This is a genomic window from Helicobacter aurati (genome assembly GCF_003364265.1).
GTDB classification, from domain to species: domain Bacteria; phylum Campylobacterota; class Campylobacteria; order Campylobacterales; family Helicobacteraceae; genus Helicobacter_A; species Helicobacter_A aurati.
Genome location: NZ_NXLW01000009.1, coordinates 13,073 through 33,399, shown reverse-complemented (window position 1 = coordinate 33,399; position 20,327 = coordinate 13,073). Strand labels below are relative to the sequence as shown.

Annotated in this window: 20 protein-coding genes; 12 read left to right on the top strand and 8 right to left on the bottom strand. The window is 35.9% G+C overall.

From position 1 onward, the window contains the following. Nucleotide 1 precedes the first annotated feature (1 nt). The 6 genes from carA to CQA66_RS05585 all read left to right on the top strand — a co-directional run bounded on the left by carA (nt 2) and on the right by CQA66_RS05585 (nt 5,748). Entirely contained in the window at nt 2–1,294 is a 1,293-nt protein-coding gene (carA, locus tag CQA66_RS05610) for a glutamine-hydrolyzing carbamoyl-phosphate synthase small subunit (RefSeq protein WP_104762883.1), read from the top strand. Beyond that, complete coding sequence (locus CQA66_RS05605; RefSeq protein ID WP_181882245.1) at nt 1,284–2,402, top strand: cytochrome-c peroxidase; 1,119 nt, start codon at nt 1,284–1,286, stop codon at nt 2,400–2,402. The genes carA and CQA66_RS05605 overlap by 11 nt, the downstream gene beginning before the upstream one ends. A 204-nt stretch (nt 2,403–2,606) precedes the next feature. Continuing rightward, nucleotides 2,607–3,419, top strand: coding sequence for a 30S ribosomal protein S2 (rpsB, locus tag CQA66_RS05600; RefSeq protein WP_104762882.1), 813 nt, complete (start codon nt 2,607–2,609; stop codon nt 3,417–3,419). Nucleotides 3,420–3,431: 12 nt separating this feature from the next. After that, on the top strand, nt 3,432–4,610 hold the full coding sequence (gene tsf, locus CQA66_RS05595) for a translation elongation factor Ts (protein WP_104762881.1): 1,179 nt from the start codon (nt 3,432–3,434) through the stop codon (nt 4,608–4,610). 230 nt (nt 4,611–4,840) lie between these two features. Then, entirely contained in the window at nt 4,841–5,155 is a 315-nt protein-coding gene (gene cutA / locus CQA66_RS05590) for a divalent-cation tolerance protein CutA (RefSeq protein WP_104762880.1), read from the top strand. Nucleotides 5,156–5,487: 332 nt separating this feature from the next. Continuing rightward, nucleotides 5,488–5,748 (top strand): hypothetical protein, encoded by a 261-nt coding sequence (locus tag CQA66_RS05585; RefSeq protein WP_104762879.1) that lies wholly within the window; start codon nt 5,488–5,490, stop codon nt 5,746–5,748. Nucleotides 5,749–5,885: 137 nt separating this feature from the next. Here the strand turns inward: CQA66_RS05585 and secA are convergent, their stop codons facing one another. The 5 genes from secA to tolB form a co-directional block, all read right to left on the bottom strand. Next, nucleotides 5,886–8,495 carry a preprotein translocase subunit SecA gene (gene secA / locus CQA66_RS05580; RefSeq protein ID WP_181882244.1) on the bottom strand — a complete coding sequence of 870 codons (2,610 nt, stop codon included), beginning with the start codon at nt 8,493–8,495 and terminating at the stop codon, nt 5,886–5,888. 272 nt (nt 8,496–8,767) lie between these two features. Beyond that, nucleotides 8,768–9,307, bottom strand: coding sequence for an FKBP-type peptidyl-prolyl cis-trans isomerase (locus CQA66_RS05575; RefSeq protein WP_104762878.1), 540 nt, complete (start codon nt 9,305–9,307; stop codon nt 8,768–8,770). A 9-nt stretch (nt 9,308–9,316) separates the two neighbouring features. Next, nucleotides 9,317–10,261, bottom strand: coding sequence for a tetratricopeptide repeat protein (locus tag CQA66_RS05570; RefSeq protein WP_104762877.1), 945 nt, complete (start codon nt 10,259–10,261; stop codon nt 9,317–9,319). 178 nt (nt 10,262–10,439) lie between these two features. After that, nucleotides 10,440–11,135, bottom strand: a complete 696-nt coding sequence (locus tag CQA66_RS05565; RefSeq protein ID WP_233707717.1) for an OmpA family protein — start codon at nt 11,133–11,135, stop codon at nt 10,440–10,442. Nucleotides 11,136–11,190: 55 nt separating this feature from the next. Next, nucleotides 11,191–12,480, bottom strand: coding sequence for a Tol-Pal system protein TolB (gene tolB, locus CQA66_RS05560; protein WP_104762876.1), 1,290 nt, complete (start codon nt 12,478–12,480; stop codon nt 11,191–11,193). A 216-nt stretch (nt 12,481–12,696) separates the two neighbouring features. Here tolB and CQA66_RS05555 point away from each other — a divergent pair, with 216 nt between their 5' ends. Next, entirely contained in the window at nt 12,697–14,241 is a 1,545-nt protein-coding gene (locus CQA66_RS05555) for a flagellin B (RefSeq protein ID WP_104762875.1), read from the top strand. 195 nt (nt 14,242–14,436) lie between these two features. Next, nucleotides 14,437–15,072 (top strand): hypothetical protein, encoded by a 636-nt coding sequence (locus CQA66_RS05550; RefSeq protein ID WP_104762874.1) that lies wholly within the window; start codon nt 14,437–14,439, stop codon nt 15,070–15,072. A gap of 255 nt (nt 15,073–15,327) precedes the next feature. Here the strand turns inward: CQA66_RS05550 and CQA66_RS05545 are convergent, their stop codons facing one another. Continuing rightward, nucleotides 15,328–16,377, bottom strand: coding sequence for a dehypoxanthine futalosine cyclase (locus tag CQA66_RS05545; RefSeq protein WP_104762873.1), 1,050 nt, complete (start codon nt 16,375–16,377; stop codon nt 15,328–15,330). A gap of 254 nt (nt 16,378–16,631) precedes the next feature. On the opposite strand from CQA66_RS05545, the gene CQA66_RS05540 reads away from it, so the two are divergent. Genes CQA66_RS05540 through CQA66_RS05530 form a run of 4 tightly spaced genes read left to right on the top strand, consistent with a single transcriptional unit; the run spans nt 16,632 to nt 18,541 of the window. Continuing rightward, entirely contained in the window at nt 16,632–16,913 is a 282-nt protein-coding gene (locus tag CQA66_RS05540; protein ID WP_104762872.1) for a hypothetical protein, read from the top strand. 44 nt (nt 16,914–16,957) lie between these two features. Next, nucleotides 16,958–17,410 (top strand): hypothetical protein, encoded by a 453-nt coding sequence (locus tag CQA66_RS09500; RefSeq protein ID WP_233707716.1) that lies wholly within the window; start codon nt 16,958–16,960, stop codon nt 17,408–17,410. Between the two features lie 13 nt (nt 17,411–17,423). Further along, nucleotides 17,424–17,852 (top strand): hypothetical protein, encoded by a 429-nt coding sequence (locus CQA66_RS09495; protein WP_233707715.1) that lies wholly within the window; start codon nt 17,424–17,426, stop codon nt 17,850–17,852. A 2-nt stretch (nt 17,853–17,854) separates the two neighbouring features. Then, complete coding sequence (locus tag CQA66_RS05530; RefSeq protein WP_104762871.1) at nt 17,855–18,541, top strand: C39 family peptidase; 687 nt, start codon at nt 17,855–17,857, stop codon at nt 18,539–18,541. 124 nt (nt 18,542–18,665) lie between these two features. On the opposite strand, the gene CQA66_RS05525 is transcribed toward CQA66_RS05530, so the two are convergent. Then, nucleotides 18,666–19,565, bottom strand: a complete 900-nt coding sequence (locus CQA66_RS05525; protein ID WP_244910956.1) for an AEC family transporter — start codon at nt 19,563–19,565, stop codon at nt 18,666–18,668. Nucleotides 19,566–19,638: 73 nt separating this feature from the next. Then, complete coding sequence (locus CQA66_RS05520) at nt 19,639–20,274, bottom strand: YigZ family protein (protein ID WP_104762869.1); 636 nt, start codon at nt 20,272–20,274, stop codon at nt 19,639–19,641. Between the last annotated feature and the right edge of the window lie 53 nt (nt 20,275–20,327).

Genomic DNA, 20,327 nt, shown 5'->3' with positions numbered 1-20,327 from the left:
TATGGGGTTGCAAGATATTTTTTTGTATTTTGAAAATCATCTTTTTATTAAAGCAAAATGCTTTGGATATTTAAACACCGCAGCTGACTATATCGTTGGAGAGGCAGTTTTTAATACTTCTATGACGGGCTACCAAGAAATTATTACAGACCCAAGCTATGCAGGACAATTTATTGTCTTTTGTATGCCAGAGATTGGTATTGTAGGATGCAACGAGAAGGATATGGAATCAAAGCAGACGTTTGCTAGAGGCATTATTATTCGCAATCTTAATCAGATGAAATCTAATTTTCGCGCGGAGAAAAATTTGCTTGCATTTTGTCAAGAACATAATTTAATGGGAATCTGCGATATTGATACGCGAGGACTTGTTAGAATGCTACGTGATAATGGCACAATGATGATGATAGCTTCTTGTGTTTTGCAAGATAGCGAATCGCTTAGGATTGCATTAGAAAAGGAAAAAAACATACGTGAAGTTAATCTTGTCCAAGAAGTAAGCACAAAGCACACGTATATTCATAAGGATTCTTTGTTTGATTTTCAGAGCTTTGCCTACCGTTCAATAGATGCTTTGCAACAGGAATGTGAATATCAAGAGTCAAATCAGATTCTTGATACTTCGAGCGATTCATCGATGCAGCCTACAATAAGCAATACAGCTACAAAGCAAGCATATAAAAAGATTGTTGCTATTGACTTTGGTATAAAACGAAATATCCTCAATGAGTTAAGTGCCGTTGGTTTGCTAGTGGAGGTTATCCCCTATGATTTCAATGCAGAGGATTTAGTCAGAAGATACAAACAAAAAGAGATCGGAGGAATATTCCTTAGCAATGGACCAGGGGATCCGCAATTCTTACAGAATGAAATTAATAAAATTAAGATTCTTATTCAGGCAAAAATTCCTATGTTTGGAATCTGTTTGGGACATCAGTTGCTAAGCAATGCTTTTGGGCATCCTACTTATAAGCTAAAATTTGGGCAACATGGAGGCAATCATCCCGTAAGGAATATTCAAAGTAATGTTTTAGAAATTACGGCACAAAATCACAATTACAATGTACCAGAATCAATTTCCGAAATTGCATTAATTACACACCGCAATATCTTTGATAACACTATTGAAGGTGTTCGCTATAAAGATTACCCTATTTTTTCAGTGCAACATCATCCTGAATCAAGTCCAGGACCAAGAGAAGCCAGCAAGCTATTCAGAGAGTTTGCTAACATTGTAGATTCTACGACAGAGACAAGTAGAGATTCTAAAGGATTGTTTGAGGATGGCAACTAAAATATCTAGCCGTACATTTCATACAGAATCTATGATTGATACAAAGATTCTGTATAGCAGTATTATTATGATTCTTTGCATAATTTTCTTATCTGTTGCTTCGGGGTTTACTGATGTTTCTTTGCGAGTGCAGGAGATTATGGACAAAGCCAATGCAAGCGGATTGCGGGCATTGCCTAATCAAAGTAAGTTGCTTGCTATGCAAAAAGATATGTTAAACACGGCAAAGATGACAAAAGAGCAAATTGAATTAGGCAAGATTCTCTACTTTGATCCTCGTCTTAGTGGCAATAAGCAGTATTCTTGTAATTCTTGCCATAATATTTCTTTGTTTGGAACAAATGCTCGTGTCGCACAAGATAATCCTCAACACTTACTAACGCCCACGATATTTAACGTGATGTTTAACGATTCTCTTTATTATCAAGGCAGCATTAACAAGATAGATAGGGCTGATAAAAATACAACAAATTTCACTCCAAATAATATTGTTGCAAGAGCCGTTTTACGTGCTTTAACCGCAGAGAATGAAATGCGGGGTAATATCAATAAAATTCTTACAGACATTACAAAGTCAGAAGAATATATGTCTTATTTTAGACGTGCTTATGGAACGAAAGTTAAGGTTACTCCCGAACTTATTGCAGAGAGCCTTGCAAGTTTCGTTATGACTCTCAATACGTTTAGTCGCTACGATGATTTTTTGGCTGGGAACATTAAGGCACTAAGCTTAGAAGAATCAGAAGGGCTGAATATTTTTATTGAACGCGGATGCGTGGCTTGTCATAACGGCATAAACTTAGGCGGTAGCATGCAGCCCTTTGGAATCATGCGCGAATATAGATTCAAGTCATTAGGAAATTTGCCACTTGATTCTAATAACATGCTAAAAGTTCCCACTTTACGTAATGTTACGATAACACCACCGTATTTTCATAATGGTGCTTTTGCAAAATTAGAAGACGCGATTAGGGAAATGGGACAAATACAGATTGGAGTTAATTTATCCAATAAAGATATAAACAAAATCATTGCTTTTCTGCATTCTTTACGTGGAAATTTGGACCCTATTGAATTGCCAATATTGCCATTCATTGCTGATGATTAAATTGATAAAGATTCTAAAATCCAAACACTATAACTTATAGAGGTTAATAGAAATATTTAACCAAAATACACAAAAGTATTATAGAATATAAGTTTGTCAAAACTCACATGTTAATCCTTTATTGGTTGCTTTTGTAAAATTTTGTAAAACAAAGGTGAAGGAACATGGCGGCAAAACCAATTACATATCAATAAGGAGCAATTTATGGTTAGTATGAAAGACCTTTTAGAATGCGGTGTTCATTTTGGGCATCAAACAAGACGTTGGAATCCAAAGATGAAAAAATTTATTTTTGGTGTTCGTAAAAATATTCACATTATCGATTTACAAAAGACATTGCGTTATTTTCGTTATACCTATAATGTTGTTAGAGACGCGGCAAGTGAAGGCAAGGTTATTATGTTTGTCGGAACAAAAAAACAAGCGAGCGATACTCTAAAGGAATTTGCAGAGAAAGTTAATGCGCCCTATGTTAATTATCGTTGGCTAGGTGGAATGTTGACAAACTTTAGTACTATCAAGAAATCTGTGCGCAAACTCGAAGTTATAGAAGAAATGGAATCTAGCGGACAAATGGAACTTTTGACAAAGAAAGAAAAGCTTATGTTATTGCGCAAAAAAGAAAAATTAAATAAATATTTAGGAGGGATACGTTATCTCAAAAAAGCCCCCGACATGCTTTTCGTTATTGATACACTTAAAGAGAAAATTGCAGTGGGTGAGGCAAGGAGACTAGGAATCCCTATTGTTGCCCCTCTTGATACGAATTGCGACCCTGACTTGATTGATTATCCTATACCAGGGAATGATGATGCAATACGTTCTATTCAACTCTTTTGCAAAGAGATCAGTGAAGCTATTGTAGAAGGTAGAGAAATGAATGACGTTGAAAATAATGCGAATGCAGATAGCGAGAATCCGACTCCGACTGATAAAGAGAAACAAGAAGTTATTAATGAGCTACAACAAGACGCATTGCCAGAAGAGTTTAAAGTAGATTCTATAAGCGACAAATAAAGGAGCAATAATATGAAAGACGAAACTAAAGAGGCGTTAGAAAATGTAAAACAAGCTGTAAGCGCGTTAGGGGCACAGCTTAAAGAAGAAGCAAAAGACTTATCAAAGGAAGTAAGCACAAAAACACAAGAAATCTCTGCAAAACTTGTAAAACAGCTTAGGGATAGGACTGATGCAGGAATCATGGAGTGTAAGAATGCACTCAAAGAATGCGCAGGAAATATTGAAGAAGCTATTGATTATTTACGTAAAAAAGGCTTAAGCAAAGCCGCAAAGAAAGCAGATAGAATTGCAGCAGAGGGCGTAATAGGACTACAAGTTGCCGACGATGGTAGCAAAGCAACTTTAGTAGAAGTAAATTCCGAGACAGACTTTGTTGCCAAAAACGAAGCCTTTCAAGAGCTTGTTGAGAATGTTCTTGAATTGGCTTTTAAACGTGTGCTTAATGATACAGAAAGTCTTATGCAGCTTACTATTCAGAATCAAATATTTGAGGAATACCTCAAACAAAAAATTGCTATCATTGGTGAAAATATCGTTATTAGACGCGCAAATACAATAGTATGCAAACCAAATCAGATTGTTGGCGGGTATCTCCATCATAATAAAAAAATAGGTGCTATGGTGCTTCTTGAATGCGGGAATGCAGAAAGCACGGCAAAGCTTAGAGATTTGGCGAAGTTCCTTGGCATGCAAGCCGCATCGATGAGGCCTAAAGTAATAAGCTATAAAGATATGAGCAGTGAGTTTATTGTCAAAGAAAAAATAGCGATAATTGCCGAACTAGAAAGGCAAAATGAAGAATTGCAAAGATTAGGAAAACCGTTAAATCGTATTCCAGAATATGTGAGCCGCATAGAGTTAGACGAAAATGTGCTAAATGCGAAAAAAGATTCACTATGTCTGCAACTCAAGCAAAGCGGTAAGCCCGAAACAATATGGGATAAGATTTTGCCCGGTCAAATTGAGAGATTTATCCTTGATAATACGTTGTTAGACCAAAGATTAACATTATTAGCACAACCTTATATTCTTGATGATAAAAAAACAGTAGAGCAAGTTATCCTTGAAAAAAGTAAGGAGATTGGTAATAGCATAACAGTCGTGAGTTTTATCAATTTTGAGCTTGGTGAAGGCATTGAGAAAAAGGTTGATAATTTTGCCGCAGAAGTTGCTGCACAAATGCACTGACGCACGGTTTTATCAAGGTTAGTGATGATATTTTGTGTAAGCATGATTCTATAATGCTTTTTTATTGCCAGAACCGTTATAAGAGTAGCCATCGTTTAGGACTATTCCTTGTCCGCAAATTATATTTACAAAAGAAATATGCAATTAATTGTTAGATTTGATAATAAATGTCAAGGTTTCTTCTTTAAAGAAGAAACCTTGATTGCAAAATATTGTTAGTAGAGGTGTATATGTTAGTGCTTTTGCAAACAACGTCCAATAAGAAAAAAGAGCTCTGCCGCATAGCAACTATTCTCTTGAAAAGAAAGCTTATTGCGTGTGCACAAATATATAAGACTAAGACCAAGTATATGTGGCTAGATAAAATGATTGACGAGAAAGAGTTTGTATTGGTTTGTAAAACAGATTCTAAGAATCTCAAGAAAATTTACAAAACTATTCGCAACAAGCATAGCTACGATATTCCTGAATTTATTACAACAAAAATATCGCATATAAGCAAATCTTATAAAAAATGGTTATTACAGACATGCAAAAACTCTTAAGACGTTAATAGTTTGATTTGTCTTAATTGCTTGTTTATTTGCTTTTATGTAGATTTTTAATAAAAATTTTCTTTCATTAACAAAAGTTTTTATGTCAATAATATATCAACTAATTTTCAAATATTTTTTAGGTTATAATTTAGTAATCTATACCTTTATCTCTATTATGTAAATACATAATGCACTACTAAACACAATTTTTTGCGTTAATTTTTTATTGGTAGTGATAGAATATAATGTATGTAAGTTACAATATTTGTATATTTTAGTTGAATAGTATTGCTAATAGAAGTGAAGTCTTTGTTAATTATTTTTTAATCAAGAGGTATCTAATGACAATAGAAGATTTTGAAAGTCAATTAAAAATTTTAAAGCTAAAGAAAAAAGAATTTGCTAGTATGGTAAATGCAAGTTATACAGGTGTTGTGGGCTGGAATACGAGAGGCGTAACACCAGAATGGGTGGACAGTTGGCTTTTTAATTATGCTAAGGCAAAAAAATATGATGAAATCCGCAGTATAATTGAGGAAAAGCTTGATGCTGATGATAGAGAAGCAAATACTGCACAAATTTATGGTGGTATGAATATTTAAGTTACTTGAAGTAAACAGCGAATTATAGTTGATTTTGCTATTGGTAGCACATGTAGGTCTTAGCGATTATTTTAATATATAGGTGCCCCGCTTAGGTCGCAAATAAACAGGGATTTCACTTATGGACTATGTTTCGACTATGCGTTTGAATTGGCTAGTATCCCTCTTTTTGGTCCACTTTTCCCATGACAATGTTTATATTTTTTGCCGCTACCGCAAGGACAAATATCATTTCTAGCGGGTTTTTTATCCTTAATTTCTTCATCTAATGTGTTATAATTGAGGACAATATTAGTATTTTCTTGTTCAAGATCTGTTCTAATTTTTTCCTCTTCTTGTGCGACATCTTGCGGGGCAAATTGAATAATTTGTAATGTGCGGTAGGCTTCGATTTTGATATTTTCCACCAATTCCAAAAAGAGGTTATAGCTTTCTTTCTTGTATTCTACTAGAGGATCTTTTTGGTTATAGCCTCGCAAGCCAATTCCTGTTTTAAGATGGTCTATCGCATAGAGATGTTCCCGCCAAGCATTATCAACGACTTGCAAATAAATTATACGTTCCAGTTCGTTGCGCATTTCTGCCGTAGTATTTATGAATTTTTCTTCATACTTTGCTTGTAGCATTTCTATAAGGAAATTACTTATCTCGTCATAGGTTTTATTTTGTAAGGAATCTGTAATTTCAAGTAGATATTCCTCTTTTAATATCGCCAATAAGCCTTTTATATCATAATTTTCTGGAACATCGTGGGGTAGAATCTGACATCTTTCTAAAAGAGTTTGAACACTCATTATTCTGTTTTCTGTTATTCGTTCGTGCATATCAAAATGCTCTTGTAATAATTCATTGCGGAATCTATAAATGACTTTACGTTGTTCATTGCTAACATCGTCGTATTCTAGTAAATGCTTGCGCGATTCGAAATGGAGAGCTTCCACCTTTTTTTGTGCTTTTTCCACAGATTTGGTAATCATGCTTGATTCTATGCTTTCTCCGTCTTTCATACCAAGTTTACCCATGATACCTTTTAATTTATCGCTTCCGAAGATTCTAAGTAGAGCGTCTTCCAAACTTAGGTAGAATTGGCTAACACCAGGGTCTCCTTGTCTGCCGGCACGTCCGCGCAATTGATTGTCGATGCGCCTACTTTCGTGTCTTTCTGTGCCAATAATGTATAGCCCACCTAAAGATTTAACTTCTTCATCGATTTTAATATCTACACCGCGTCCCGCCATATTGGTGGCAATTGTTACTGCGCCTTTTAATCCTGCATTTTTGATGATTTCAGCTTCTTTTTCATGCTGTTTTGCATTAAGCACATTGTGGGGGATTCTAGCTTTTTTGAGCAATACATGCAAAGATTCACTCTTTTCAATGCTCGCCGTACCAACAAGTACAGGCTGTCCTAATTTGTGTAATTCAGTAATCTTTGCAATAACAGAATCAAATTTCTCTCTTTCTGTTTTGTAAATTAAGTCATTTAAGTCTTTTCTTGCAATAGGGAGATTTGTTGGTATTGAGATGACTTCTAGCTTGTAAATTTCTAAAAATTCAGTTGCTTCTGTTTGCGCTGTCCCTGTCATACCGCCCAATTTGTCATAGAGTCGGAAGTAATTCTGAAAGGTAATATCCGCTAAGGTTTGGCTTTCTTCTTTAATGGCAACATTTTCTTTAGCCTCTAAAGCTTGGTGAAGCCCCTCGCTAAATCTACGTCCTTCACTAAGCCTACCCGTAAATTCATCCACTATAACTACCTCACCGTTTTGCACAACATAGTCTTTGTCTTTAACAAAAAGATAGTTTGCTTTTAATGCTTGGTCTAAATGATGTGATAAGGAGGCATTTTCAATAGCGTAAAGATTCTCAACGTCAAAAAGCTTTTCTGCTTTTTTGATACCTTCTTCAGTAGTGAGGATAACGCGATTTTTTTCGTCAATATTAAAATCTTGTACAATTTTCATTGCCTTAGCTACCGAGTCAGCAAGCTGGTAATTTTCCATTTTTCGATTGATTGGACCAGAGATAATTAGTGGAGTGCGAGCTTCATCAATAAGAATAGAATCCACTTCGTCTATGATGGCAAAAAAGTGGTGTTTCTGCACTTTTTGTGTAAGGTTGTATTTCATATTATCACGCAAGTAATCAAATCCGTATTCGTTGTTTGTTCCATAAACAATGTTGTTTGCATAAATCGCTAAACGTTCTGTATCGCTTTGAATCTTGCTTGTAATAACGCCCACAGTTAAGTTGAAAAATTCATATAAAGGCATCATAGTTTCTGCATCGCGTTTTGCCAAATAGTCATTTACTGTGACTACATGCACGCTTTTGCCGGATAACGCATTCAATATTACAGGCAACGTGGCTACAAGCGTCTTGCCCTCCCCTGTCTTCATTTCAGCAATTTTTCCATCATGTAAAGCCATTCCTCCAAGTAATTGCACATCAAAATGCCTCATACCAAGTACTCTTTTGCTAGCCTCCCTTGTAAGGGCAAAAACTTCTTCAAGCTTGGAATCTAAAAAAGAATTGATTAAAGAAATTGCGGTTTCATTATTGTCGAGGCTTTCTGTTTTTCGTAAGGTTTCATTGTAAATATGTTGAAATTTTTGCTGCAGTTCTGTATCGCTTAATTGTTCCATTTGGGGCTCTAAGGCATTAATTTTTTTAACACGATGCTGGTAATGTTTTAAAATTTTGTCATTTCTGGTCCCAAATATTTTTCCAATGACGGCTTGGATCATGCTATCCCCTACTAATAATTTGAGTTAAATTGTATCGTATTTTGTGCTATTGGTAGTATTGGGACTTTGAAAAAGATATGTTTATTAATCGGTGTTTATTTGATTGGGAAATGAAATCTTGTAGAGGAATTAAGCCTTTGTGCGATTCAATGACAAAGAGAAATACCATTGAGTCGCTGTTACCCTCTTTAAGACATGTACTGCAGTTATTGTAAGTCGCAACGCTGTTTTAATAAACCCATGCGACTTTTGTTTGTAAAATTATTTTTATGTTAATGGCAGCCGCAACCTCCACCTCCGCCACAACAGCCTCCAGAATTTTGTCCGTGTGCTGTGCTAGAACATCCACAACCTCCTCCCATGCCCGCAATGAGTTCATCTGGAGTAGCATCTCTTACATCTAAGACGTCCACTTTGAAATTCAATGTTTTACCTGCCAAAGGGTGATTATAATCGATAAGTACGGTATTGTCATTAAAGTCTGCTACGATAACTTGTACAGGCATACCATTCTCGGCTTGACCAAAAAGTGTCATGCCTCTTTCTAACTCAATATTGCTAAATTGTTCTCTGTCAACTTCTTGCAATAATTCTGGATTACGAATGCCATAACCATATTCTGGCTCAACGTCAAAATTTAACGAATCGCCAATCTTTGCACCTATAATTTGTTTTTCTAGCCCTTCGATTACTTGAGAATGCCCTACGACAAATTCTAGAGGCTTGCTATTTTTGTTGCTATCAACAGTTTGCTTTGTCAATATATCTACAACCTCGTAATTAATCGATACGACTTTATTGTGCTCTATCATAATTTTCTCCTATTTGCTAAGTATATCTTTGGCTTTACGTCCTTGTTCGCTTTCTGGAAACAAGGTAACCAAAGTTTGTAAAAATTTTTTGTAATTTTCTGTATCGTTGAGATACTTAAATGACCAAGCGGTATGCCATAATAGAATTGGCATATAAGTTGCCTTGCTATCTAAACTTACGCTGGTTTTATAATAAGGCAGAGCGTCATTATATTGTTTATGCGCATAATAGATTTCACCTAAATAATAATTAGATTCCGCTACTGCGTAATTTTTGCTAATGAGATATTCAAAGTAAGCTTTAGCATCGTCAAGATTCTTTGTTTTTAGTAATTTTTTTGCTTCCTTAAGATTGTCGCTATTGTTATCTGAAAAGTTGTGTTTTTGTTCAGGGGTTGGAGTGCTGTCGTGTGTTGGGGGATTAACAGCGGGCTGATTTTGTATTGCTTGAATGCTAGTTTGCAATGCTAGTGCCTGTTGGCTTAAAACCTCGATTTGCTTAAGTATTTCTTCATTTGCTTGTAGGAAAGCTTCAGATAGTTTGTCAATCTTTTGGTTAATTTGTGCAATATTTTGAGTATTTGTAGCCACTTGGAGCTCTAGTTTCTCTGTAAGTTTTGATTTTGATTTTTGGGATAGCAATAGAGATTCTAAGGTATCTTGCATGTTGGCTATTTTGTCAATTTGGGTTTTGAGTAAGAGGCTATCTTGCCTTGAAGTGAGACTAACCCCCTCGTACACAGTCTTTAATCCTTCTATTGCCTGTTCGAGATTCGCAATTTTAGTATGGAAATCCGAAATGACAGAGCGAGTGAAGTCCGCAAGATCTTTGAGGTCTCTCATGTCTTTTTTTGTGGCACCGCTTTGTAGCTCGAAAGCCGAAGGCTCTGCATAAAGGTTTGGTATTACAATGATAGAGAATATGAAGAAAATCCAATACCTTATAATATTCATTCATAAAACCTTGGTATTTTGTTTGTAATTAGCTGTCATGAAGACTTAACGAGAGACATTGATAATAGTCTTATCATTTTATGCTCACTGCTGATTAAAAGATTTCTAAATGATGCTGTTGGGGGATTACAGAATTTATAGAATCTTTATTTGGTATATCAAACCTTATAATTGCTTGTTATTTTTCAACTATGTCAGTACGCCTATTTTTTGCGTGGCATTCTGGGCTTTTTTCTTTACATACGGGTTTGCTTGCCCCAAATGATACGGTTGAAAACATATTTCTAGGTAAACCTTGTAAGACTAGCGCATCCCGCACTGATACCGCTCTCTTTTGTCCTAATGCAAAATTGTATTCGTCTGTACCAAATTCATCGGTATTGCCCTGCAAAACAACGGCTTTAATGTCTTGCTGCTTGATATATTCCGCATCAGCTTTAATGTATGGCTTCATGTCGTTTCTAATGTTGTATCTATCAAAATCAAAGTAAATAGTATATAAAGAGTCGGCCGGGATTGTCGCACTATAGTCGCCGTCAACCGAGTCCTCTCCTTCGACGTTATTATTGTTGTCGACATATTTGCTATTTTGATTCTCGCTAGTATCTCTATTTGAGAAATTATTTGAGTTCGAATCTGCTCTATAATCCGCACCATTTGCCTCATTGCCTAAATTTCCCCCATTTGGACCAGGCACAGGCATAAAACCCCCGTCATTTTGTGCAATTTTTTCTGGTTCTTGAGTAGGATTTTCTGCCGATTCTTTCTGGGTAGTTTGTTTCTCCCCCCTTCCAGTTGAATCAACAGTCTTTGAACCGCAGCCAATGGTAAAAAATAATGTTAGTAAAACTCCTGACAGCACTACATATTTCACAAGAATCTCCTCGCATTTTAAATGAAATCTCTATTCTATCAAAAAAATATAAATTTTACCAATCAAATGCCTGAATCTTTACGTTTTTTAGCGGAAAAAGAAAACTTTTATTAAGCGATAATCTAATAATGCCGATGGCACTTTCGCCATTAGATTGCTTCAAAAACAAAATAGAATCTCCATCATAAGAGAATCTTGGGATTCGATTTATCCCTGTCTTGCTAAGCTTGCGTATATAATCGCTTTGTGAAGATACCAAATAAATATTAAACCCATTTACACCAGTTGATGTTTTTTCTGAATTTTCTCGACTAGAGAAAACGATATAGTTCCCAAATGTTGCAAGCATGCTGTTGTTTCTACCGCGAAAAACAGCTTGAGAGACATTGCCTTCAGGAGAGAGTTCTTGGATAAAAATATTAGGATACCCGAGTCTATCAGATACAAATGCAAAGGCAGTATCATCATTGATAAAGTTCGCGTTTACGTCAATACCAGAATAAGTAGTAAGTTGTGTAACTGCTTTTGTTTTTACATCATAAAGAAATATATCGCTCAATCCAATAGGAGAAAGGCTCATAAGCAATTGAGAGCCATCTCGTGAAACATCAGAAACGATTGCCATACCTTGTGAAGAAAGAATCCGCTGTATCTTGCCGCTATAAAGATCGTATTTATAGATAGTTGCTTCATGGCCAATAGACGTGTAATAAAACTCTCTTTGATTGCTGTTCGCCCACTTAGGAAAGACGTTTAGTCCGTCGGCAATGATGGTTTTTTGGTAAGTGAAAGTATAATCTGCCAAAGCAATTTCGCTTTTTGCAGAATCTACATACTTTGAGAAAATTACATATCTATTGATCCAATCTGCATTTTCTGCCTTGATATAACGACTTAGATAAGCTGCCATAGTATGGGCGATGAAAGGATATGCTTCTAGCTCCTCTTGGGCATATTCGGTAACCTCTTCTCTATTTGCAACCAAATCTCGCAAAGTTAAGATTCCAATAAGTTTTTTGCCTTCTTTTCTGTGGGATATTTGCGCAATAAAATGTATATTTTCTGCTTTGTAATCCTGAATAGCTTGATCATATTTCAAAATATTGGTCGTAAGCGTGTCATCATAATATACATTAAAGTGTCCTAGTGTCTTAAGGTCTTGAATAAGCATTTTATAAATCTTCATAGTATTTTCAGAATCATCGCTACTTACTACCTGAATATTGGGAGTATTTTGTATTTCTGTGGTAATTGTAAGCGTTTTATCGTCTGCGTAAGAGAAATTCAAAAGGAATATGAAGCCACAAAGCCATAAAATCTTTAGTAAAAAACTCGGTAATTTCATTTTTATCCTTGTAAGCCAATCTTTAATAAAATACTTAGCAATATTAACAAATTTATTGACAGATTCCAAATGCAAAGTCTTGAAATTAAGTTGAAAAATACTTTCTGCTCTCAATAGATAAAGCTTATCAAATTCGTTGCGTTTATGTTCCCATTGTTTAGGAACAAACTTTGCTTAAAGGGCTTTGTATTCAAATTTTTCGCAAAGGATGCAAAGATGAGTTTTAGGATAAATACAAATATCGCGGCACTCAACGCACATACCATTGGTGTGCAAAATAATAGATTCATAGCTAGTTCGTTAGAAAAGTTAAGTTCTGGGTTAAGAATCAATAAGGCGGCGGATGACGCTTCTGGTATGTCGATTGCGGATAGCTTGCGCAGTCAGGCTAGCTCGTTGGGTCAGGCAATTGGCAATGCCAATGATGCAATTGGTATGATTCAAATTGCAGATAAGGCAATGGATGAGCAACTAAAGATTCTTGACACTGTGAAAGTGAAAGCGATTCAGGCAGCACAAGATGGACAAACTACCGAATCAAGAAGAGCACTGCAAAATGACATTGTAAGACTTTTAGAGGAACTTGATAACATTGCCAACACTACAAGCTATAACGGGCAACAAATGTTATCTGGCGCGTTTTCAAACAAAGAATTTCAAATCGGAGCTTACTCTAATACCACAGTGAAAGCCTCTATCGGTCCAACAAGTTCAGATAAAATAGGGCATGTTCGATTAGAAAGCTCTTCTGTAACAGGTGTTGGTATGCTTGCAAGTGCTGGCTCTAAGAATCTACAAGAGATTGCCTTGAAGTTTCGCCAAGTTGACGGGAAAAAGGATTATAAATTAGAAACAGCCGTTATTTCCACAAGTGCAGGTACAGGGATAGGAGTATTAGCTGACACAATCAATAAGTTTTCTGATAGTCTTGGCGTACGCGCTTATGCGACCGTTTTAGGGACAGGGGCAGTTCCTATTCAGTCTGGCACTGTACACGGCTTAGTAGTAAACGGGACAACAATCGGGACAATCAATGACGTTCGCAAGAATGATTCCGATGGTCGTTTGATTAATGCTTTTAATTCAATCAAAGAACGTACAGGAGTCGAAGCATACGTCGATATTGAAGGTAAATTAAACCTTAGAAGTTTGGATGGTCGAGCAATTTCTGTGCATACAGAGGGCAAAACAGGACGTGTGTTTGGTGGCGGAAGCTTTAATGGTATTGATGGCGATAAGCATGCCATTGTTGGACGCTTAAGTCTTGTTAGAACCGATGCAAGAGATATTATTATTAGCGGGGTGAATTTTAGTAATATAGGATTGCATTCTGCACAGGGAATCGCACAATACACAGTGAATCTACGTTCTGTGCGAGGTAACATGGATAAAAATATTGCAAGTGCGTCTGGCGCGAATGCCAATGCTGCACAGGCGGTACAGAATATCGATGGAATTGGTGCAGGAGTTACTTCTTTACGAGGGGCAATGGTTGTTATGGATATGGCAGAATCTGCTATTAAGCAACTTGATAAAATTCGTGCGGATATGGGTTCTGTTCAAATGCAATTAGTTGCAACAATCAACAACATTTCTATTACTCAAGTTAATGTAAAAGCGGCTGAAAGTCAAATTAGAGACGTGGACTTTGCTCAAGAATCTGCAACATTCTCCAAGCATAATATCTTGGCACAATCTGGTAGCTTTGCAATGGCTCAAGCAAACGCCGTCCAGCAAAATGTTCTAAGATTATTACAATAGTCTTCATTTGAATTTAGATTCCCTCTAATTTTTAGTGAATGTCTCCCTCTTGCATGTAAGAGGGGATTATCACAATCTTGTGTGTAACTTTTCTTATCTAATAATTAATAGTCGTCTTTGATTTTGTATTTTCATAGTAGTTATTAACTTGTTTTTGTTTGAATTAAATAAATAAAATTTTAACAAGGATATATTATGAAAAAGAGCGTTTTATCTTTAGGTTTAGCATCGGTTTTAGGTATGGCTTCTGCTCATGCTGAACAACAAGGTGGATTTTTTGTTGGTGCATTTTTGGGCAATGGGTTTAATACCACCCATTCGGAAACAACGATTACAACCAATATTCCAGGCGGTACTCAAACAAGCTCTGGCTTTAGCACAAAAACCTCATTCGATCTTATTTATGGTGCAAGATTGGGTTACATAGCCGCATTGAATGAAAGAAATGCGTTTCGAATCTATGCTGATTTTACAGCGGGGCGATTTACAGTTGGAGACGACGAGAATTATTATCACATGACGGCAGGCGGAGGTCTTGACTATCTACATAATTTTGGCGGGGTATTTGGTCTTTTTCTTGGTGCAGGATATAACTATGCTTTTGGAGATTTTATTAAAGCATCAGATCCTTCAAACCCAGGTCAAATTTATGCCAATCTAGGTATGTCGTGGAGTCTTTCTAAAATAAGGTTAGAATTAGGGACAAAGATTCCTTTTTCTAAATATCATGACCAAAGCAACAACTTTACCTTTGGCGGTGTTGCGCTCAACGGCTCATTATATACAAAAACTTCAGCACAAGTTTATTTGAATGTAGATTTTGTGTTTTAAGAAATTCTTCCTTTTTATCGGCTCATTGCAATGTCTGTTTGATTTATGTGTCGTTGGAGTGGGCTAGGAAGCTTTTGCTCGCACCCTTCCGATAGAATCTCTAAAATTTTAATAAATATTCTCTTTTAGTTCAAGCGCATTGCAAAATGCTCTAACAATGAAGTCTACTCGAATCGCAATAATAATAAAAATTGGCTTGAAGCCTATTCTTGTTATCATTTATCGAACGAAACTATTTCACTTTTTAAATAAATTTCACGCAAATGTTTCTAATATTTCATAAGCCGTATTTCTTTTTGCTGGGATTTCATTTATGTCTTTTATCAAAGTTATCATTTCATCTTGATTCATGGAATTACATGCGCCCGCAGATGAAACGACATTTTCTTCCATCATTGTGCTGCCCAAATCATTTGCGCCAAAGAGAAGTGCTAATTGTCCGATGTGGCTTCCTTGTGTAACCCAACTACTTTGAATATTTTTGATATTATCCAAATAGAGCCTAGAACAGGCTAAAAGTCGTAAATAGCGGTTAGAGCTAGCTTTCTGTATATGTGGATATTGTTCCTTGAGTGGCGTATTATTTGGTTGAAAGCTCCATAATATAAAAGCTCGAAATCCTCCTGTCTCATCTTGCAAGTCTCGTATTCTCCTCCAATGTTCGACTATATCAAGATTGTTTTCGAGGCTGCCAAACATCATTGTTGCTGTGCTTTTCATACTGATTTTGTGCGCCTGGGCGTGCACTTCAATCCATTCATCGCTAGAGAGCTTTTTAGGGGCAATTAAATCCCGCACAGAATCGCTAAGAATCTCTGCGCCAGCACCCGGAATAGAAGCAAGCCCTGCTTTTTGTAGTCGCACTAAAACTTCTTTAATGCTTAGTTTAGAAATTTTCGCAATAAAGTTTATTTCTATTGCAGAGAAACCGTGAATAGTTATCGTGGGGTACTTGTTTGCAATATGTGAAACAAGATTCTCATAATAATCAATTTTTAGTTTTGGATGCACGCCTCCCTGAAAGAGAATCTGCGTTCCTCCAATAGCTAATAGTTCTTCGATTTTGGAATCTATTTCTTCGAAGCTTAAAATATATTCGCCATCTTCGCCCAATCGTCTCTTAAATGCGCAAAACTTACAATCAACCCAGCAAATATTTGTATAGTTGATGTTTCTATCAACGATAAAAGAAGTAATTTTATTAGGGTGGAGTTCCGCCTTTCTTTTATTTGCCATTTTGCCTAATTCTCTTAACGGCATATTTTGCATCATATCAAGGATTTCTTCATCGCTATATCGTTTCATTATGATTCCTTTCTTGTTGTGCTTAGGTAAGTTATGCAATTATAGCTATTTGAGAGAATAAGGTTGTTTATCTTTGTGTATTTTGAAGTTAACTATTAAAATATTAGTATCAGTATTTTAATTATTTATTACATCATTATTTCTATAAATATGAAATATAATTTTATCTTATACTATAGATTATGATATAATTTACTTAGGGCTAGTTTATTGTGACCCTAATAAAATTTTAAATTACTTACAAGGAATATAATATGACAAAGATAGTTTCAAGTCTGATTTTAAGTTCAGTATTAAGTTTAAGTTTTATGCAGGCAAAAGCAATAAATGAGAATCTTGAATCAATGACTGCTACCAATAAAGTAGCAACAATTTCACAAGCTGATGCCAATTTCTTATTTAACGGAATTGAAACAAATAAAGTAGCTATTTTAGATTCTAAAGAGATGAAAGAGACAAAAGGCGAATTTTGGCCACTTCTTCTTGGAATCCTTATTGACCAAGCATATAGAGATCTCACAACAAATTCAAAATAATAAGAGATTATAACGTGGCAACCAATGTGTGAAAGTTATAACCCATGATGTCATGGAGTAGAGCAACTTTATCAACTTTACTCTTTGTTGCGATAATAGATTCTTTAGAAGCAAGGTCTGTTAATATTGATGAAATTCTTAGCAAAAAGAAGCAGTTGCGACTACTTCCCTCTATTTCTTATATTAATCTTAAAAGCAAAAATGCTCTGTTAACTTCTATTCCATATCAAATGCCAGATGGAAGCTTTATTCGCATTCCTATAACGAATTACACTAATCTCAATCAAGATTACCTAAACTTCTCCTTGTCGGCGCGATACGGTATTTATGAGAGAACAGAAATTTTTAGCTCCCTTAGTGCTTTTTGGCAACAAAATACCACAAACGCGAATAGAACTTTTACTACAACAAACAACGGAAACTTCAATACATGGAATCTTGGCTTCTTGGTAGAAGCAAAAAAAGAAGGCAAATTCCCCCTCTTTGCTTGTTGGTAGCAGTGTAGATATAATGAACGTAACGAGATTTAGCGATGGTAGCGATGCACTACAATATTTTAAAGGATATTCATTCTTTGCCACAAGTTTTTATACTGTTGATCCTATTGTTTTTCTTGTACAGGCAAGCTTTCGAATAAATTTAGAAAATAAATTTAAGAATCTGTCTAGCAATAATGGAGAAATTATTTCCATTAGCCCTACAGTATATTTTGCTGTGAATCCTTATGTTTCTTTGAATTTCGGCATAAAGTATCAGTATAAGACAAAAGATAGCATTGACGGTAATGTTGTTGCGTGGGAAGGTTCTTCTGTTGCTTATAGCGTTGGGGTTGCTTGCGAAATACGTCAAGATCTTATTTTCTTTGCAAATATCGAAAGGCTTGAAACGGACAATTATGTAAGCAATGCCGTTAATTTTACATTTTCTTACAGAATCTAATCATGAAATTCGCGCCCTTTGTATGTTTGTGCCTCTCTTTTTGTTGTGCAGAGGTTTTTATTAATATCGATTCAACCGTGCTGCAAAAAAATATTACTTCATGGACACAGATAAGAGACGGCAATCTTATCAAACAGAAATATGATTATAGTTGTGGAAGTGCTTCGCTTGCAACGATTCTTAACTACTATTATCATTTCGAAATAGGGGAAAAAGAAATTTTGGATTCTATCCTTTTATCAAAAGGCATTGACAGCAGCAAAAAAGAAGAAATCGAAAACGATGAGGAGTTGCGGAAAGAAGCAAACCTTTCTTTTCTGGATTTGGCAAACTATGCCCAAAAAAAAGGAATGAAAGCGTTAGGATTGGCACTCACTTTAGAATCTCTTGCGAAGCTCAAAGCCCCTGTTATTATTTACGTCAAAATAAGAGACAATGAACATTTTACTGTCTATAAAGGCATAGACAAGCATTTCGTTTATCTAGCCGATCCAAGTTTTGGCAATATCAAAGTAAGCCTTAAAAAATTTCAAGAGATGTTTTATCAACGAAAAGACTTACATTATCCCGGGAAAATTCTTGCTATTACCCCGGGCGATAATACATTGGTTGGCGATGAGAGCTTCATGAAAACTAAACATGACACAACGTTTGTTTATGACGTCATAAAAGATACAATTGGACGTTAGAATCAGGTTTAGAACAGGATATATTATTGATAATGCTGTATTCTACACAACAAAGCCAAATACAAGAGTCGCTTATAGTCCCAAAAAGAGTAGGATTAGAATCAAAGAAGATCCCCCTTGCTTGTTATATATTTTCGATGCAAAACAGCCAAGCAGGAATTGTGATAAAGCTTATCAACAAGCCAAACGCCACACTATTAAGTGCCAATCTACCATTCAATTTTGCTTTTATTGCGAGCACTACTCCGCTAACAAGAGGGGGCATTGCAACTTCTAGCAATGCCATGCGCCATTGATTTGTAAAGCCGCCTATAACAAAATACACAAAACAAAACATGATTAATGGAGCAAGAATCATTTTTGCAGTCAACAACAATGACGTAAGCTTCCAATCTAATATTCCTTTTAATTCAAGTTGCACGCCAATAGCAAAAAGCGCGACAGGAGTGGCAGTTTGAGCGAGACTTTGCAGGGGTACAAATAAATCTTGTGGAATTTCAAATGGAATCAATCGAAAAGCAAATCCACATATTAAAGATAAAAAGAGGGGGCTTTTAAAAAGTCGAATCATGACAGCGCGTAATGAAAATGTGCCTTTGCCTCCCAAACTCAATATAATTGGCGCGAGAAATGCAAAAGGGATTCCCGTTACAAACTGATCATAAACCACAACTTGATTAGCATAGTCCTCTCCTAATGCCCCTTTGATGATGGGCAACCCCAAGTAGAGTGTATTGCCTAGCATGCCCATTAGACATAGCACAATAATATTGTCTTTATGGATATGAAAAAGTTTGCCTATTAATAAGAGAATCATTGCTGCACAAATGTTGCACAACAAGGCAATGCAGCACATAAATAAAAAAGCAATATCAATCTCTGCGTGATATGTGCCATTAAAGATTTGCGCGGGCAATGCGAAATTAAGTAAAAATCCAAGTAGAATACCGCTTTGTTTATTTCCCACTAGACGTAGTATTTTTGCAACATAGCCAATAAAGATAAAAACGAATATGCTATACATTGCTAATATCATCATTTACTCTTGTGGTTGTAATTCAAGAACATTATAGCAAAACTCCGTTGGCTTGTTTGCTTTAGTATTTTTTAATGCTGGTTAGAAAATTTTGAATGTTTTGTGGCTGTCCTTGTAGAATAAGCTTAAAAGTTTCCCCCAGAAATTCTCGCTGCACGATCTTTATGTGATGAATATTGGCATAATGCGCAATGCGGTTGTATTGTGTAATGGAATCCGTAATGATAATGGTTTCTTTGAAGTTATAAGATTCTAAGAATCCGTTTTCTTTGGCTTGTGTAATTGCCTTAAGGCTTGCTTGTGTATAAGCGCGCACAAGCCCACCAATACCAAGCTTTATTCCACCAAAATAGCGGACACACACACATAAAACATCAATTAATTGTTCGCCGCGTAAAACCGACAATATAGGCATACCAGCACTGCCTTTCGGCTCTTTATCATCGCTGCTAGATTCGACAATTTGTCTGTTGGCATTTATCATACGTGAAGCCAATGTGAAATGGGCAGCTTTCTTATGCTCGTTGTGCAAATTAGCTAGAATCGAATCTAGCGTTTGTCTTGTTTCCATATTGCTTGTATGTGCTATATCCGAAAATGTGTAAAGATAGGCAATAAACTCTGATTGTTTGACTTGATAGGTAGCTGAAACAATCGGAATTGTAGGATCTGGATTGGTTGTAAGCAAAGAATACATTATTTCCTCGATAATGAAACATAAACTCTATTGTATCATTGCGGGATAGAGTT